This is a genomic window from Sulfurospirillum arcachonense DSM 9755, from assembly GCF_000597725.1.
GTDB classification, from domain to species: Bacteria; Campylobacterota; Campylobacteria; order Campylobacterales; family Sulfurospirillaceae; genus Sulfurospirillum_A; species Sulfurospirillum_A arcachonense.
On the sequence record NZ_JFBL01000001.1, the window covers coordinates 310,215 to 325,233 of the forward strand.

Consider the following 15,019-nt stretch of genomic DNA (forward strand, 5'->3'; position numbering starts at 1 on the left):
ATCTAAAATAGACGAAAAAATAGCTTATAGGTCTTCTCGTATGAATTTACAATACAATGATAAAGAAAATAATTTAAATAGGATTACATGTAAAGTCTATTTTACAAAGTACTCTCTAGCTAATTCTACCCAATATTGAATGCCAAATACTAAAGCTTCATCGTTAAAATCATATTGAGCATTATGTAAAGATTTACTATCTATACCATTTCCTAACCAAACTAAACATCCTGGCTTTTCTTCTAACATATAACCAAAATCTTCAGCAGCCATAGATGGTGAGACTTCTAATGGATCTTTTTGAGTAACTTTTTGTATAATTTTTCTTGAAAATTCTGTCTGTTTCTCATGATTTATTGTTGGTACATAACATCGATTATAATCAAAGCTATATTCCAAATCATATTCTAAACAAACGCTTTGTATTGTTTTTTCAATATTTTTTTCCATTAAATCTTGAGAATTTTTATCAAAAGCACGTACTGTTCCCCAAATAACAAGCTCTTCTGGTAAGATATTATAAGCTGATCCTGCTTCAATTTTTGTTACAGAAAGTACTGTTGGCAGTTGTGCATTTTGTAAGCGACTTACTATTTGATTTAAGCTTGTCACTAAACTACAACCTGCAGAAATAGTATCATTTGATAAATGAGGCAAAGCAGCATGACCACTAGCTCCATTTAACTTAATTTCAAAGTTATCATTTGAAGCCATAATCGGTCCTGATTTAATGCCTATTTTACCAACATCAATTCCAGGCCAATTATGCATTCCGTAAATTTCTTCACAATCCACCAAATCAAAAAGACCTTCATCAATCATAACTTTTCCTCCTGCTACATTTTCTTCAGCAGGTTGAAAAATAAAATGAACTTTACCACTGATTGTAGAATCTTCAGACAAAAGTTTTGCAGCTCCTAAAAGCATAGCCATATGACCATCATGACCACAAGCATGCATTTTATTTGCATTTTTTGATGAATATGCAAGGCAAGTCTCTTCTTTAATATCAAGAGCATCCATATCTGCTCTTAATGCAATTGCTTTTCCTTGACTATCTGGATTTAATGTAGCAACTACACCTGTTTTAGCTAATCCCCTATGAACTTTTAAACCAAAACTTTCTAATTTTGATACTAAAAAATCAGCGGTACTTACTTCTTCAAAAGCAGTTTCTGGATTGTTATGTATGTAATGACGCCATGAAATTACTTCATCTATAAAACTTTGTGTAGTTGCTTCTATCATTAAATTTGTCCTGTACTTTTTAATATTATTTCTGCAATTATAACAGACCCTATGTAAGTTCCAATAAAAACAAACAGACCAATAACAATAATTTTTATACCTGATTTCTTAAACGTTTCAATTTCTAATTGACCAATAGCAAAACCTGCATATGCTAATACAGAAGTTGTTAATGCTAAAAAATGTACTTTTGCAGTTGTTGCAATCACTATATCAGCAACAGGAGATATTGGAGAAGCCACCAAAATTGCAAGTAAAGAAATCCAAGCTATAGAAGGTAAATAAAATGGCATATATTTTGCAATTGCTAAACCTACTATTGATATTAAATAAATAACAACCATACCATAAAATGCTTCTGCCATTCCACCTATTAAACTGCTTGGTCCTTCAATAAGACGCATAAAAAAAGACATACTTTCCTTATTTGCTCCAGTAAAACCATAGATATGATTTGCAATCAAACCAATAAAACAAACTAAAAGTAATAAAACGGCACTTTGCCCCAAATTAATAGATTTATTTTGATTATTCATTATACTCTTTCCTTTTTCGATAAAACTTTATAAAACCATTCTGCTATTGGTAAAGCAACAAACAAGCTCATATATAACCCTGTCGCATATGTCATAACATTTGAAGCTGCTGCAAATGCTGTAATTGTGCCTTCTAACTCTGGCTTCATTGCAACAAGAGCACCTGAACAAGCCGCAGTCATTGACCCAGATCCTACTCCACATCCCATAGCTAATGATTGTATACTAAAAATATCTAAACTAGCTAAAAAACTTGCCATTAAGGAAAAGAAAATTGTTCCAAAAAGTGTTCCTACAACATAAACACCCATAACACCAACGCCTTCAGGACTATTTAATCCATATTTATCTGATATAAGTGCAATATTTGGTTCTCTTGCTATTGAGTGAGTTGATCCAATAGATTCACGTCCCATCTTAAATAATAAAATTGCAATTGGCATAGCAATTAACATAGTTGCTAAATTACCTATCTCTTGAAAAATCAAAGCTGGTCCTGCATTTATGATTTCATTAAGTTTAGGACCAATTCCTATACTAAATTTTGCAATAAATGGCATTATTGCAATAGTAACAAATGCAACAGAAGATTTAACGCTAACTTTATCAATTATTTTAGAAGATGCTTGAACCACATTTGGATTAAGTAAAGTAGCTAAAATAAAAGCATAAAATAACGGTAGCAAAATCATTGCTCCCACACCTAATGAAATCTTATGTATTCCTATTGAATCAGAAATAATAACAATGAAAACCACGAGTAAATGTAACTTAGGATTAAGTAAACTTCTCATTTAATAACTCTCCTCTTGAGTATTTATAATTAATCATAGAAATATATTTTGTCATAACTATTAAGATAAAAAGAATATATTATAAAACTCAACTTAAATAATAAAACTTAAAATATAATTTATCCATAATTTATCTGTTATTTATCCATAATTTTGCTGAAAATTTACAAAGAATACTGCTATATATTTAATTTTAAGCCAATTTGAATATCATCAAAAATCAATTTCTTACCTCTGAGTAAATAACCTATATAAGATTTATTTATAAATTAAGGATACTAATTCGAATACTATTAAATATAATATTTTAGTAAACACTATACAAATGTATGTGAACACTTAAAAGATATAAAAAGTTAAGAGTTTTTGATGTACAATTATCGTTATCAAATATTTATAGGACTCTTATATGAAAATACCATTTATAGATTTAAAAACACAATATGAAACATACAAAGAAGAAATAAACAAGGAAGTTTTAGGAGTACTTGAATCTACTCAATTTATTTTTGGACCACAAGTTACTAAACTTGAAAATGATTTAGCGAAATTCACTGGAGCAAAACATGCTATAGGTTGCTCTTCAGGAACTGATGCTCTTATTTTAGCTCTTATGTCTTTAGATATTAAACCAGGCGATGAAGTTATAACTACTCCATTTACTTTTATAGCAACTGCAGAAGTCATTGCTTTACTTGGAGCTATTCCTGTTTTTGTTGATATCTGTGATAAAAACTACAATATTGATCATACAAAAATTGAAGAAAAGATTACAAAAAATACAAAAGCAATTATGCCAGTATCTCTTTACGGACAAACTCCTGATATGGATAAAATAAACGAGATAGCAAAAAAACATAATTTACCAGTTATTGAAGATGCTTGTCAAAGTTTTGGAGCAGAATATAAAGGCAAGAAAAGCTGTAATTTAAGTACCATTGGTTGTACTAGTTTTTTCCCTTCAAAACCACTCGGCTGTTATGGTGATGGTGGAGCCATATTTTGTAATGATGATGCGCTTGCTGAAAAACTTCGTTCTTTACTAAATCATGGACAAGGCAAACGTTATGAACATAAATACATAGGAATCAATGGTAGAATAGATGCTATACAAGCAGCTGTTTTAAATGTAAAACTTAAACATTTTGAAGATGAAATAACTACAAGAATAAAAATAGGAAACAAATATAGTGAGCTTTTAAAAGATAATAAAGACGTAAAAGCTCCATTCGTTTTTGAAGATAGAACTTCAGTTTATGCTCAATACTCTGTACTTTGTAACGATAGAGAGACTATGAGTAAAAAACTAAATGATGTAGGTATCCCAACAGCTGTTCATTACCCTATTCCACTTCACTTACAAGAAGCATTTGAGCATTTAGGGTACAAAAAAGGAGATTTTCCAATAAGTGAAAAAGTTGGTCTTGGTATTATGTCACTTCCAATGAGCCCTTTTTTAACAGAAGAACAACAAAATTTAATAATCGAAACAATAAAGGCATAAGCAATGGTAAAAGTAGCACTAATTGGGCTAGGCTCTATGGGACAAAATCATTATAGAGTTTTAAAAAGTCTAACAGGATTTGAAATAACAGCACTTTGTGATATTCAACAAACTAAAGAATATGCTGAGCCTTTTTATACAGACCTTGACGAAATGTTAGAAAAAGCAGAATGTGACGCAGTAGTTATAGTAGTACCTACCTTTTTACATAAAGAAGTTGCTATAAAATGTCTTAAAAAAGGGAAACACCTTTTTATAGAAAAACCAGTAGCTTCAACAGTTGAAGAAGCACATGAAATATTAAAAGTTGCAAAAGAAAATGATGCAAGAGTATGTGTAGGATATATAGAACGATTTAACCCAGTAGTTGAACAATTAAAAAATGAATTAGCTGATACTGAAATATATTCTATTGGTATTACTCGTGTTGGTCCATTTCCTCCACGAATTGCTGATGTTGGAATCTTAACTGATCTTTCTGTTCATGATATAGATTTAATTAGATATATAACAGGAAAAGAGATAAAAAATACTTCTATTTATAAGTCTCAAAAAATTCACAATCACCATGAAGATAATGCAATTTTATCATTTGAACTTGAAGATGAAGTGGTTGCAAGTATCACTACAAACTGGTTAACACCTTTTAGAAAAAGAACTATTGAAGTTGCAACAAAAGACGCTTATTTTGAAGCAAACTTGATGGAACAAGATTTAACTGAATTTTCAGAATATCAAAAAAACAATTCCTATGTAATAAGAAAATGTATGGTAAAAAAAGAAGAACCACTCATTCGTGAACACAAAGCTTTTAGAAAGTTTGTTAAAACTGGTGAGAGACATGGTCTTAGTACAATCGAAGATAGTATCATAACTTTAGAAATTTCTTCTGGTCAATAGATGAAAAAAGCACTTGTCCTGTTAAACATGGGTGGGCCACATAATTTAGATGAAGTAGAAGTTTTTCTAAAAAACATGTTTAATGACAAAAATATTATAACACTAAAGAGTGATTTGCTTCGCTCATTTATTGCTTTTATGATTGTTGCTTCAAGAAAAAAGGAAGCTCGTTCAAACTATGCGACACTTGGAGGAAAATCTCCAATAGTAGGATATACTGAGCAACTTGTGCAAAAACTACAACTTGAGTTTGACGATACATATGTAACCTATGCTATGCGTTACACTCCTCCTTTTTCAAAAGAAGTGGTAGAAGAGTTAAAACAAAAAGGTATTCAAGAAGCCTTTCTTTTGCCTTTATATCCTCAATACTCTACAACCACAACAAAATCATCATTAGAAGATTTTGAAGAAGCATTAGAAGGCACAAATATACAAATAAAAACACTTAATCGATTTTATGAAAATACACTTTATAATGAATTACTTGTAGATAAAATAGAAGAGGCTTTAAAAGAAAAAGATTCAAAAGAATTTGAACTAATCTTTTCAGCACACTCATTACCACAAAAAATAGTGAATGCAGGTGATAGCTACCAAAAAGAAATTCTTTTACATGTAGAACTTCTCAAAGATATTTTAAAACAACGAAATTTAATATTTAAAGATATACATGTAGCATACCAATCCAAACTTGGTCCAATAAAATGGCTAGAACCTTCTTTAGAAAATAAGCTAAAATCTCTTACATGTAAAAAAGTTTTGATCTCTCCTCTATCTTTTACAATTGATAATTCAGAAACAGAATTTGAACTCTCAATAGAGTATAAAGAAGTAGCTGATACGCTTGACTATGATGAATATTTAGTAGCTAAATGTCCTAATGATTCTCAAAAATTTATAGAAGTTATATCTGAAATTATACGGTAATACCTATTGTTTTACTTGATTTATACTTTCAGGAGTGAGATACTTCTCTTCGATAAGACGTAAAACAATTTCTTTAAAAATTGGCACAGCACTTGTTGCTGCAAAATATTGATACTTTTTCTTTGGCCTAACAACTAATACCCCTATAGTAAATCTATTTTTTTTGTCATTTGCAAATCCAAAAAATGAACTATTATATTGTCTAATGTACTTCCCATCCTCTGCAATATGAGCAGTTCCCGTTTTTCCCCCAACTTGTATGCCCTCAACTTGAGCTTTGACACCTGTTCCTTTTTGCACTGTTTTAATAAGAATACTTTTCATTCTCTTTGCCACAGAGATAGGGATAATCTCTTTTTCTCCTCGTCTAGGAATAGAATATTTTTTCCCATCTTGATCTTCAAAATAAGAAGCGATATATGGCGTAATCATTCTTCCATTGTTATTAAAAACATTATATGCTTTTAATACTTGCATAAATGTAGCAGTCATACCATAGCCATAACCAACTGTTGCTTTATATGTTTCACTTTTAAACTTATAAAGGGGAGGAATGGAACCCATCTTTTCATAAGGCAAATCAATGTAGCTTTTGCCTGAAAAACCAAAATCTTTTAATCCTTGATAAAACTCTATAGCATCAAGCTTTTGGGCAAGTTGTAATATACCTATATTACTAGAATGCACTATAACATCTTCTGCACTTAACCACTCAAAATCATGCGTATCTCTTATGGTTCGTTTTCCTAATTTATATTTACCACCATATGTTCTTACTAAATCATATGGATTGACTTTTTTTTCTTTTAATAAAAGTGCAAATGTTATAGATTTCATAACAGAACCAGGTTCATAAGAATACTCTACTGCTGAAACATTCAAATTTGGATAATCACTTCTTTTAATAAAGTCTGGATTATATCTGTTAGAACTAGCTAGAGCAAGCAATGCTCCAGTTTTTGAATGCATTACTGAAACTATGATTTCTTTTGCATCTAAACTCTTCTTATATTGATCAAGTACATCTTCTATCATTTTTTGTAGTTTTAATGAAATAGTAGTATGTATATCAAATCCATTAATTCTTCTACTTGAAACACTATCTCGATTTAAGATAATAGAGTTTGAAATATCTCTATTGCCTACAGTTAAAGAATCCTGTATAGCTAAAAGTCTATCTTCATAATATCTCTCAAGTCCTTTTACCCCAGTAACTTTAGTGATACCATTTTTTTCTATTTTTTTCACATATCCAACTATAGGAGTAAGTGTATTTGAAGCAGGGTATACCCTTCTCTCCCCACTTTCAGATACATTCATACCATGTAAAAAAGTCACTCCTGTTTTTGGGTCTTCATAGGTTCTAAAAACACCCAATCTAAAAAGTTTTCTTGATAATGTTTGTAAATGTTTTGCACTTTTAGAATTAATTTTATACGAAAGAACTAAACTACCCTTATGAGAAAGAATTCTTTTTTTAATTTTACTATTTTTATCACCACTATATAATGAGTAAAGATTGACAAATAAATCAAGTTTATCTGGATCAATATTTCTTGTATCAATCACTGCTTTATAAAGTTTTTTACTGGTAGCTACTTTAAAATTATCACTGCTTATTATATTTCCACGAGTTGCATGTATATGCTCTTGATAAGTAAGTCTAGGAAGTCTTCTATCTATTTGTGCCCAATAAAAAAGTGTACATAAAAATATAATAAAACCTAAAGCAACAATAGCAAATAAAAAGAGTATTTTTATCTTACGGGTATCTTTTTGTTCCATATAGTAGGTATATCTAACTACAGCTTAAAGTTGAGTTCTTGCAATCTCTTTATATGCACTCAAAGCTTTATTTCTAATTTCTAACATAACTTTCATACTAGTTTCTGCTTTACCTATAGCAAGAGCTGCTTGGTGTAAATTTTTCACCTCTCCTGTTGCAATATCTGCCATGGCTTTATCAGCTGTAACTTGAGTTTTATTCACTTCACCAAGAGATTCTTGCAATACTTTAGAAAAATCACCCTCTGCTGTTTTCGTTGATTTATCTAATTTATTAGCGATGCTATTTATGTTTGAAATTTGATTTATATTATTTTGCATCTATCTCTATCCTTTCATCATATCTATAGAACTGTTAGCCATGTTTTTTGCACTTTGAAATGCAGCGACATTTGCTTGATAAGCTCTCGTTGCTTCTATTAAATCGGCCATTTCCACAACTGGATTAATATTTGGATATGCCACATACCCTTCTTCATTTGCATCAGGATGCGATGGGTCAAATTTTAACCTAAAATCACTATCATCCCTAACAACCTTATCTACCTTAACACTCATTATAGCAGGATTTGCATCTCTTTGCAAAAATGAATCATCTAAGGGATTCTCATATTCGAGCATATTGCTATTGTTTTTTAATTCATTATTCAATGCTTTATCAAAATCTGTGGCTTTAAAAACAACCTCTCTTCTTTGATAAGGTCCACCTTCGCTTGTTCTTGTTGTATTTGCATTGGCTATGTTTGAACTTATAATGTTCATACGAAAACGTTGTGCAGAAAGTCCATATCCACTTATATCAAAATCATTTAAAAATGCCATTTTTTATCCTTATACCTTAGCCGATGCTTCTAACACACTTTTGAAAATTTGACTATTTTTCTTAAGTGCTGCAGTAAGTGCATTAAACATAACTGAATTTTTTCCTAGCTCTGTTGTCTCAACATCTAAATCAACTGTATTACCATCATTTCTAGCCATATGTCCATCTCTTAAAAATATAGTCGATTTAGAAGAGTCATTATCTTTATATGCACTCATATGTTGATTATCAGTTTGAGCCATTGGTAACTCTTTAATATCACTTTTTTTATACATCTCTTTAGTTTTTTCTACAAGAGCAGATTCAAAATCAATATCACGTGCTTTATAAAATGGCGTGTCTATATTTGCAATATTTCCTGCAATCATATCCTGACGTTGTGCACGTGCAGTAAGTGCCATTTCCATTAACGGTTTTGCTTTTGTTGTAGTTAAAACCATCATCCACCTCTCATATTATTTATCTATGCCATATACAAGCAAAATCTATTCCAAATTTATAAAACAGATTTTAAAGATTATTATACTAAAATAATATAAATTCTTACATGTAAAAGAGAGATATGGCAACTGATAAAGCACTTTTTATTCTTTGTACATTTTGTATATTTATTAGCATAGTATTTTCCTTATCTTTGCCTGTATTTACAACTTTGTATTTTAACTACAACGAATGGCATTTTTTTATAAGACAAGCAGCAGTTGGTATGCTTGCAATCTCTATTATGTGGGGATTATCACAACTTAACCCAGATAAAGCACTTATTTGGATTGGCTTTGGAATATTTTTTTCATGTCTATTTTTAATGGGCATTATGCATTATCTTCCAGACTCTTTAGTAACATCTGCAGGTGGAGCAAAAAGATGGGTAAGACTTCCTGGATTTTCAATCGCTCCTGTTGAATTTTTTAAAATTGGCTTTGTATATTTTTTAGCATGGAGTTTTGCAAGAAAATTAGATGACCATAAAAAACCACTTAAAGATGAAATGAAGTTAATTTTACCTTATGTAGGGCTATTTTTATTAGTTATATATCTTATTGCTATTATGCAAAATGATTTAGGACAAGTAGTTGTCTTAGCTCTTACTCTTGCTTTTATGGCATTTTTTGCAGGAACTAGTCTTAGACTTTTTATGTTAGGAATTCTTAGCTCAATTGCTCTTTTTGTTATAACTATTATTTCCTCAGATAGGAGAATAGAGAGGATCAAAACATGGTGGGCAACCATCCAAGACATGGTTCTTTCAATGTTTCCTGAATCTGTAGCACATGTATTAAGGGTAGAAAATGCTCCTGAACCCTATCAAATATCTCACTCTTTAAATGCTATAAAACATGGTGGACTTTTAGGCGAAGGACTAGGAAATAGTCTTTTTAAACTAGGGTACCTAAGCGAAGTTCATACTGACTTTGTATTAGCTGGTATTGCAGAAGAGATAGGAGCACTTGGAGTAGCTTTTTTAACACTTATAATATTTACTATAATTTATAGAATCTTTAAAATTTCGAGTAGAAGTGACAATAGAGTTTTTTATCTATTTTCATTGGGAATTGGTCTTTTAATAGTTTTTTCATTTTTGATGAATGCATATGGAATAACTTCAATTACTCCTATTAAAGGGATTGCTGTTCCATTTATAAGCTATGGTGGTAGTTCTCTTTTAGCACTTGCTTTAGGTGTAGGGATGGTTCTTATGGTAAGTAAAAGAGCTAAGTTATGACAATAGCAATAACAGGTGGTGGTACAGGTGGACATCTTGCAATCGCTAATGCACTCAAAGAAGAATTAAATAGCAGAGGGCTAAAACCTATCTATATTGGTTCAACAACAGGACAAGACGAAAACTGGTTTAAAAATGATACTGGTTTCGAGAAAGCTTACTTTTTAAACTCTCGTGGTGTTGTTAATAAAAAAGGATTAAAAAAGCTATTTGTTTTAAAAGACATACTCAAATCAAGTCTTACATGTAAAGATATTTTTAAAATACACAAGGTAAAAGCTGTTTTTTGTGTAGGTGGTTACTCAGCTGCACCTGCAGCGTTTGCATCAATATATACTAGAACTCCTCTGTATATACATGAACAAAATGCTGTTATAGGAACGCTTAATAAAATCCTTAAACCTTTTGCAAAAGAATTTTTTAGCTCATACGATATAAATTCAAAAGTTAAAGAATATCCTGTAAGTGATAAGTTTTTTGAATCTAGAAAAATAAGAGAGGAACTTAAAACTATTATATTTTTAGGAGGCTCTCAAGGAGCTAGTTTTATCAATGATTTAGCTACTAAAATAGTTCCCAAACTTATCAAAAACAATATACAAGTAATACATCAAACAGGAAAAAATGACTACGAAAAAATAAAAAATTTTTATGAAAAAAACTCTTTAGATGTAGACTGTTTTGCTTTTAGTAAATCCCTCATTGATAAACTAAGCAATGCTGATTTTGCAGTTAGTAGAGCAGGTGCTAGTACACTTTGGGAACTAAGTGCAAATGCTTTGCCTACACTTTTTATACCATATCCATACGCTGCTAAAAATCATCAATATTTTAATGCTCAAGAACTTGTATCTAAAAAAGCAGCTTTATTAAAAACACAAAATGAATTAGATGAAGAAATGCTATGGGATATTTTAGAAAAGCTTACAATAAGTGATATATCAGAGAACTTATCAAATATAATTACTAAAAATGGTATTCAAAAAATTGCAGATATTATACTTAAAGGTTAAAATTGGACGCTAAAAAAATGTTTTCTGATTTAAATAAAATACCTATAATAGGTGATTTTATTATTGCATTTGCGATTACAGTCGTACTTACATCACTCTCTTCAGCAGCTGGATACTTTGGGTATGTCGGTGAAAGTAAAGAGATGTTAATTAATATTTTTATCTATATTGGCATTATCTATTTTATCTGTTCATTAGGCTTTAGAGTTTACCTTTTTCTTAAAAAATCTAATCTTTTAAATAAGTAAAAACCTTATTTTTTAACTCTTTTAATTCATATATAGCATAATGATAAATCATATCTTGATGTTGTAAAAGTCTTTTATTAAAAGATGGTTCAATTACATCGATATATCTATCTATACTATTAGCTACTTCTATTAATAAAATTTCTCTTCTTTCTAAGATGGATAAATTTATTAGAAAAGAGAAAAATATATAAGAGTTATAAAAATTTTCAATAATACTAAATGATATTATTTTAGAATCATTTTCAAGTTGAATTTCTAATTTTTCTTTTAAACTCATAAGCCTTGTTAGATGCTCCTCGTAGCGTTTCAATTCTCTTCTTTTAAATCTATACCATTTTTTATTTATAAACACTAAATTTTTATATTCTATTGCTAATATTTCTATTACACTATCAACATTTGAAATTATATTTTTCAATGAAAGAATTCTTTTTTCATTTACTGTTGCAAAATCACCATTAATTTGTGAATTGATAAAACTTTCTAAATCATAATCTGTATTTTTTATATTTTCTTTATCTATAACTAAACTAAACAATATCTTTAGAACATGTTCCATATGCTCTTTATCAGATGAGTTAATTTCATTTTTACAATCTCTAATTATTTCATTAAATGCTTTTATTTTTAAAAGAATAACAGAATTGCCCTCTTTCGTTTTTTCTTCCTCTTCTTTAGGTTTTAAAAACTCATTACAAACATTTTCAAGTTCATCAATTCTTGTTTTTAGCTCAGGCAAGCTATAATCCTTTATTTAATTTAAACCAATTATAGTATTTTTTTTTATAAAACAAAATTATATAGTTATGAAAATAATAGTGAGAATCTAAAGTTAAAAATTATATCTTTAAAATATTGGAGAAAAAAATAAAATGGTGCGCTCAACAGGAGTCGAACCTGTGACCTTTGGTACCGCAAACCAATGCTCTATCCAGCTGAGCTATGAGCGCATATTTAATTAAGAGTGAGATTATACCCAAATTTTTATAAAAGTCAAAGTGTTTTTGGATAAAATGTCAAAAAATTGAAAAAAAGTTGTCCTATGAAATTTTCTCCAAAATTATCTTTTCACTCTGCTCTTAAAAGTTCTCTTATTATACTTAAATTAGTTATCCCTATCTATATTTTAGCAGATATACTTTTTTATTATAATCTTTTAGAATATATTACATTTTTCTTTGAACCACTCACATCATTATTAAATCTACCAACTGAAGCTGCTCTTTCCATAGTAAGTGGTATATTTCTGAATCTTTATGCAGCAATTGCATTTGCTGCTCCTTTGGGTCTTACACCACATGAATGGACTATTCTAGCTGTATTTTTAGGTATCTGTCACGCTCTCATAGTTGAAACAGCTATCATGAAAAAATTAGGTATATCAAAAGTATTTTCCATATCATTAAGGCTCATTGCAGGTCTTATAGTAGGTTTTATAACTACACTACTTCCTTCATCATGGTTTGATTCAAAAATCGTAGATACTAACTTCCCTCAGACTCCACAATTTGATTCTTTAAGTCAATTACTATCGCATTCAATTTATGAGTCTTTACATTTATCCATACAAATCATCATCCTTATTACAACACTCATATTTATACTTGATTTTATAAAATCACTTAAAATAGTTGAAGAATATTCAAATAAGGTAAATAGTGCTTTTTCTATCCTTATAGGTGTTGTTTTAGGCATAACATATGGAGCAGGAATACTGATAAGTGAATATGAGAAAAATACTCTGTCAAAAAAGGAAATTTTGTATATAGGAATTTTTTTAATGATATGCCATGCTATTATAGAAGATACTTTACTCTTTGTTATATTTGGTGCAAACATCTGGGTAATTGTTTTATTAAGAGTTATATTCGCCTTTATTTTCGCCACGATATGTGTTAAAGCACTATCAGATAAAGTAAAAAATTAATTGTTATATCTTTTTTTATATGTTTCTTCTAAGTAAAACTTGAAATCGCTTTTTTTAGTTATGCCTATAATTTCATCTAATATCTTTTCACCATCATTAGATAAAAAATAAAAAGTTGGTGTTACTCTTGATTTTAAATGCTCTGGTATTTCATCTGTATGAATATCAAGTTTTACAAATATATACTTGTTCTCTAGTATTTCTTTTATATCTAATTTTGATAAAACAGATTTTTCCATTCTAATACAATATGGACAAAATTGCATTTCTAATTCAACCAAGATAAGCTTATCTGTTCCTCTTGCTTTTTCAACTGCTTTTTCAAAGTTTTCAGCATAAAGAAATAAACTCGTAACTAATAGAATAAATAAAATATTTTTCATATTAATCCTTTAAAGAAAGTTTACTTAGATAAAGTTAATTAAAGATAAAATATTCAGCATTCATTTTGTATAATCAAATTAAAAAAGGAATCCATTGAACGATAATATAATTGCATACCAAGGAGTAGAAGGTGCTTACTCTCATCTAGCTTGTAAAAAGGCTTTTCCTAATTCTATTACAATAGCTTGTGAAAGTTTTACTGATGCTATGAAACTAGTAGAACTAGGAACAGCAAATTTAGCTATGATACCCGTAGAAAACTCAACTGCAGGAAGAGTTGAAGAAATATATAGATTAATTCCCAGACTATCTTTATATATTATTGAAGAACATTACGAACCAGTAAAACACTGCTTATTAGGATTAAAAGGTTCAACTATTAATGATATCAAGTATGTTTCATCACATCCTCAAGCATTAGCTCAATGTCATAAAAATATAACTGATTTAAACTTTATAGCACAAGCTAAATTTGATACAGCAGGTTCAGCAAAAGAGATAAGCAAACTTCAAAATATAAGCCATGGAGCAATCGCATCAAGTTTAGCAGCTAAACTATATAATTTAGAAATATTAAATAATAATTTTGGTGATTTAGAAGGCAATGTAACAAGATTTATAGTTTTATCTAAAGATATTAAAACACCAAAATATGAATCAAACAGTGAATATATAACCTCATTAGTTTTTCAAGTAAGAGATATTCCTGCTGCTTTATATAAAGCGCTAGGTGGCTTTGCTACAAACAGTGTAAACCTTATTAAATTGGAAAGTTACTCATTACCTGGATCAATGCAAGTAAGCCAATTTCATATAGATATAGATGCTCATCCAGATGAAAAAAATTTAGTACTTGCTTTAGAGGAATTAACATTTTTTGCAAAAGAAATTAAGTATATGGGAGTATACAAAAAAAGTGAATATCGGATAGAACAAATATAAGAAAGGTATATAATTATTAAAAAAGGGTATGTATAAAGAAGAAGAAATAACGCGAACCGGCGGCGACCTACGTTTCCGTCCCAGTAAGGGAGAGTATCATCGGCGATGAAGAGCTTAGCTTCCTGGTTCGAAATGGGACAGGGCGTTTCCTCTTCTCTATAGCCACCGGAAAGCGTTAAGTAAATATACATTATATACTTACTTCACGCTTCTAGTGCGTTTAAGAATTATCTTGATTGTCAAAGAAGTAAAAACTACT

The 15,019-nt window shown here is 29.7% G+C and carries 17 protein-coding genes, 1 tRNA gene and 1 rRNA gene; 8 read left to right on the forward strand and 11 right to left on the reverse strand.

Going from position 1 to position 15,019, the window contains the following annotated elements:
* Positions 1 to 96: 96 nt before the first annotated feature.
* From K354_RS0101580 to K354_RS0101590, 3 genes are read right to left on the reverse strand one after another with little or no spacing between them, the layout of a single operon-like run.
* Complete coding sequence (locus K354_RS0101580; RefSeq protein ID WP_024953763.1) at positions 97 to 1,248, reverse strand: M20 aminoacylase family protein; 1,152 nt, start codon at positions 1,246 to 1,248, stop codon at positions 97 to 99.
* Positions 1,248 to 1,784, reverse strand: coding sequence for a hypothetical protein (locus K354_RS13755; RefSeq protein WP_024953764.1), 537 nt, complete (start codon positions 1,782 to 1,784; stop codon positions 1,248 to 1,250). Before K354_RS13755 ends, K354_RS0101580 begins: the two co-directional genes overlap by 1 nt.
* On the reverse strand, positions 1,784 to 2,578 hold the full coding sequence (locus tag K354_RS0101590) for a DUF3100 domain-containing protein (RefSeq protein WP_024953765.1): 795 nt from the start codon (positions 2,576 to 2,578) through the stop codon (positions 1,784 to 1,786). The genes K354_RS13755 and K354_RS0101590 overlap by 1 nt, the downstream gene beginning before the upstream one ends.
* A gap of 409 nt (positions 2,579 to 2,987) precedes the next feature.
* On the opposite strand from K354_RS0101590, the gene K354_RS0101595 reads away from it, so the two are divergent.
* The 3 genes from K354_RS0101595 to hemH are packed head-to-tail and all read left to right on the forward strand — an operon-like array spanning position 2,988 to position 5,912.
* Positions 2,988 to 4,082 carry a DegT/DnrJ/EryC1/StrS family aminotransferase gene (locus tag K354_RS0101595; RefSeq protein WP_024953766.1) on the forward strand — a complete coding sequence of 365 codons (1,095 nt, stop codon included), beginning with the start codon at positions 2,988 to 2,990 and terminating at the stop codon, positions 4,080 to 4,082.
* Positions 4,083 to 4,085: 3 nt separating this feature from the next.
* Positions 4,086 to 4,982, forward strand: coding sequence for a Gfo/Idh/MocA family oxidoreductase (locus tag K354_RS0101600; protein WP_024953767.1), 897 nt, complete (start codon positions 4,086 to 4,088; stop codon positions 4,980 to 4,982).
* A complete protein-coding gene (hemH, locus tag K354_RS0101605) occupies positions 4,983 to 5,912 on the forward strand; it encodes a ferrochelatase (protein WP_024953768.1) in 930 nt (309 codons plus the stop codon).
* A 3-nt stretch (positions 5,913 to 5,915) separates the two neighbouring features.
* On the opposite strand, the gene K354_RS0101610 is transcribed toward hemH, so the two are convergent.
* From K354_RS0101610 to flgB, 4 genes are read right to left on the reverse strand one after another with little or no spacing between them, the layout of a single operon-like run.
* Positions 5,916 to 7,697: a peptidoglycan D,D-transpeptidase FtsI family protein gene (locus K354_RS0101610; protein WP_024953769.1), complete on the reverse strand. Its 1,782-nt coding sequence runs from the start codon at positions 7,695 to 7,697 to the stop codon at positions 5,916 to 5,918.
* A gap of 24 nt (positions 7,698 to 7,721) precedes the next feature.
* Positions 7,722 to 8,018 (reverse strand): flagellar hook-basal body complex protein FliE, encoded by a 297-nt coding sequence (gene fliE, locus K354_RS0101615; RefSeq protein ID WP_024953770.1) that lies wholly within the window; start codon positions 8,016 to 8,018, stop codon positions 7,722 to 7,724.
* Positions 8,019 to 8,024: 6 nt separating this feature from the next.
* A complete protein-coding gene (flgC, locus tag K354_RS0101620) occupies positions 8,025 to 8,519 on the reverse strand; it encodes a flagellar basal body rod protein FlgC (RefSeq protein ID WP_024953771.1) in 495 nt (164 codons plus the stop codon).
* Positions 8,520 to 8,528: 9 nt separating this feature from the next.
* Positions 8,529 to 8,963: a flagellar basal body rod protein FlgB gene (flgB, locus tag K354_RS0101625; RefSeq protein WP_024953772.1), complete on the reverse strand. Its 435-nt coding sequence runs from the start codon at positions 8,961 to 8,963 to the stop codon at positions 8,529 to 8,531.
* Between the two features lie 119 nt (positions 8,964 to 9,082).
* Here flgB and K354_RS0101630 point away from each other — a divergent pair, with 119 nt between their 5' ends.
* Genes K354_RS0101630 through K354_RS0101640 form a run of 3 tightly spaced genes read left to right on the forward strand, consistent with a single transcriptional unit; the run spans position 9,083 to position 11,504 of the window.
* The gene (locus K354_RS0101630) at positions 9,083 to 10,243 is read left to right on the forward strand and encodes an FtsW/RodA/SpoVE family cell cycle protein (RefSeq protein ID WP_024953773.1); all 1,161 of its coding nucleotides are present in this window, start codon (positions 9,083 to 9,085) and stop codon (positions 10,241 to 10,243) included.
* A complete protein-coding gene (gene murG, locus K354_RS0101635) occupies positions 10,240 to 11,256 on the forward strand; it encodes an undecaprenyldiphospho-muramoylpentapeptide beta-N-acetylglucosaminyltransferase (RefSeq protein ID WP_024953774.1) in 1,017 nt (338 codons plus the stop codon). Before K354_RS0101630 ends, murG begins: the two co-directional genes overlap by 4 nt.
* Positions 11,257 to 11,258: 2 nt before the next feature.
* A complete protein-coding gene (locus tag K354_RS0101640; protein WP_024953775.1) occupies positions 11,259 to 11,504 on the forward strand; it encodes a hypothetical protein in 246 nt (81 codons plus the stop codon).
* Here K354_RS0101640 and K354_RS0101645 read toward each other — a convergent pair.
* Both K354_RS0101645 and K354_RS0101650 read right to left on the reverse strand, forming a co-directional pair.
* Positions 11,485 to 12,246, reverse strand: coding sequence for a hypothetical protein (locus K354_RS0101645; RefSeq protein ID WP_024953776.1), 762 nt, complete (start codon positions 12,244 to 12,246; stop codon positions 11,485 to 11,487). The genes K354_RS0101640 and K354_RS0101645 overlap by 20 nt on opposite strands.
* A 134-nt stretch (positions 12,247 to 12,380) precedes the next feature.
* Positions 12,381 to 12,457: transfer RNA gene (locus K354_RS0101650), tRNA-Arg, on the reverse strand.
* Between the two features lie 92 nt (positions 12,458 to 12,549).
* Here K354_RS0101650 and K354_RS0101655 point away from each other — a divergent pair.
* Positions 12,550 to 13,434 (forward strand): nucleoside recognition domain-containing protein, encoded by an 885-nt coding sequence (locus K354_RS0101655; protein WP_024953777.1) that lies wholly within the window; start codon positions 12,550 to 12,552, stop codon positions 13,432 to 13,434.
* On the opposite strand, the gene K354_RS0101660 is transcribed toward K354_RS0101655, so the two are convergent.
* Positions 13,431 to 13,817: a thioredoxin family protein gene (locus tag K354_RS0101660; protein WP_024953778.1), complete on the reverse strand. Its 387-nt coding sequence runs from the start codon at positions 13,815 to 13,817 to the stop codon at positions 13,431 to 13,433. The two genes, K354_RS0101655 and K354_RS0101660, sit on opposite strands and share 4 nt — an antisense overlap.
* A 94-nt stretch (positions 13,818 to 13,911) precedes the next feature.
* Here K354_RS0101660 and K354_RS0101665 point away from each other — a divergent pair, with 94 nt between their 5' ends.
* A complete protein-coding gene (locus tag K354_RS0101665; protein WP_024953779.1) occupies positions 13,912 to 14,760 on the forward strand; it encodes a prephenate dehydratase in 849 nt (282 codons plus the stop codon).
* A gap of 54 nt (positions 14,761 to 14,814) precedes the next feature.
* Here K354_RS0101665 and rrf read toward each other — a convergent pair.
* Positions 14,815 to 14,930, reverse strand: a 5S ribosomal RNA gene (gene rrf, locus K354_RS0101670).
* Positions 14,931 to 15,019: the final 89 nt, after the last annotated feature.

Coding starts and splice junctions, on each gene's coding strand:
- hemH (WP_024953768.1), top strand. CDS start 4,983: ATGAAAAAAGCACTTGTCCTGTTAAACATGGGTGGGCCACATAATTTA.
- murG (WP_024953774.1), top strand. CDS start 10,240: ATGACAATAGCAATAACAGGTGGTGGTACAGGTGGACATCTTGCAATC.
- K354_RS0101595 (WP_024953766.1), top strand. CDS start 2,988: ATGAAAATACCATTTATAGATTTAAAAACACAATATGAAACATACAAA.
- K354_RS0101580 (WP_024953763.1), bottom strand. CDS start 1,248: ATGATAGAAGCAACTACACAAAGTTTTATAGATGAAGTAATTTCATGG.
- K354_RS0101655 (WP_024953777.1), top strand. CDS start 12,550: ATGAAATTTTCTCCAAAATTATCTTTTCACTCTGCTCTTAAAAGTTCT.
- K354_RS0101600 (WP_024953767.1), top strand. CDS start 4,086: ATGGTAAAAGTAGCACTAATTGGGCTAGGCTCTATGGGACAAAATCAT.
- fliE (WP_024953770.1), bottom strand. CDS start 8,018: ATGCAAAATAATATAAATCAAATTTCAAACATAAATAGCATCGCTAAT.
- flgB (WP_024953772.1), bottom strand. CDS start 8,963: ATGATGGTTTTAACTACAACAAAAGCAAAACCGTTAATGGAAATGGCA.
- K354_RS0101660 (WP_024953778.1), bottom strand. CDS start 13,817: ATGAAAAATATTTTATTTATTCTATTAGTTACGAGTTTATTTCTTTAT.
- K354_RS0101610 (WP_024953769.1), bottom strand. CDS start 7,697: ATGGAACAAAAAGATACCCGTAAGATAAAAATACTCTTTTTATTTGCT.
- K354_RS0101630 (WP_024953773.1), top strand. CDS start 9,083: ATGGCAACTGATAAAGCACTTTTTATTCTTTGTACATTTTGTATATTT.
- K354_RS13755 (WP_024953764.1), bottom strand. CDS start 1,784: ATGAATAATCAAAATAAATCTATTAATTTGGGGCAAAGTGCCGTTTTA.
- flgC (WP_024953771.1), bottom strand. CDS start 8,519: ATGGCATTTTTAAATGATTTTGATATAAGTGGATATGGACTTTCTGCA.
- K354_RS0101590 (WP_024953765.1), bottom strand. CDS start 2,578: ATGAGAAGTTTACTTAATCCTAAGTTACATTTACTCGTGGTTTTCATT.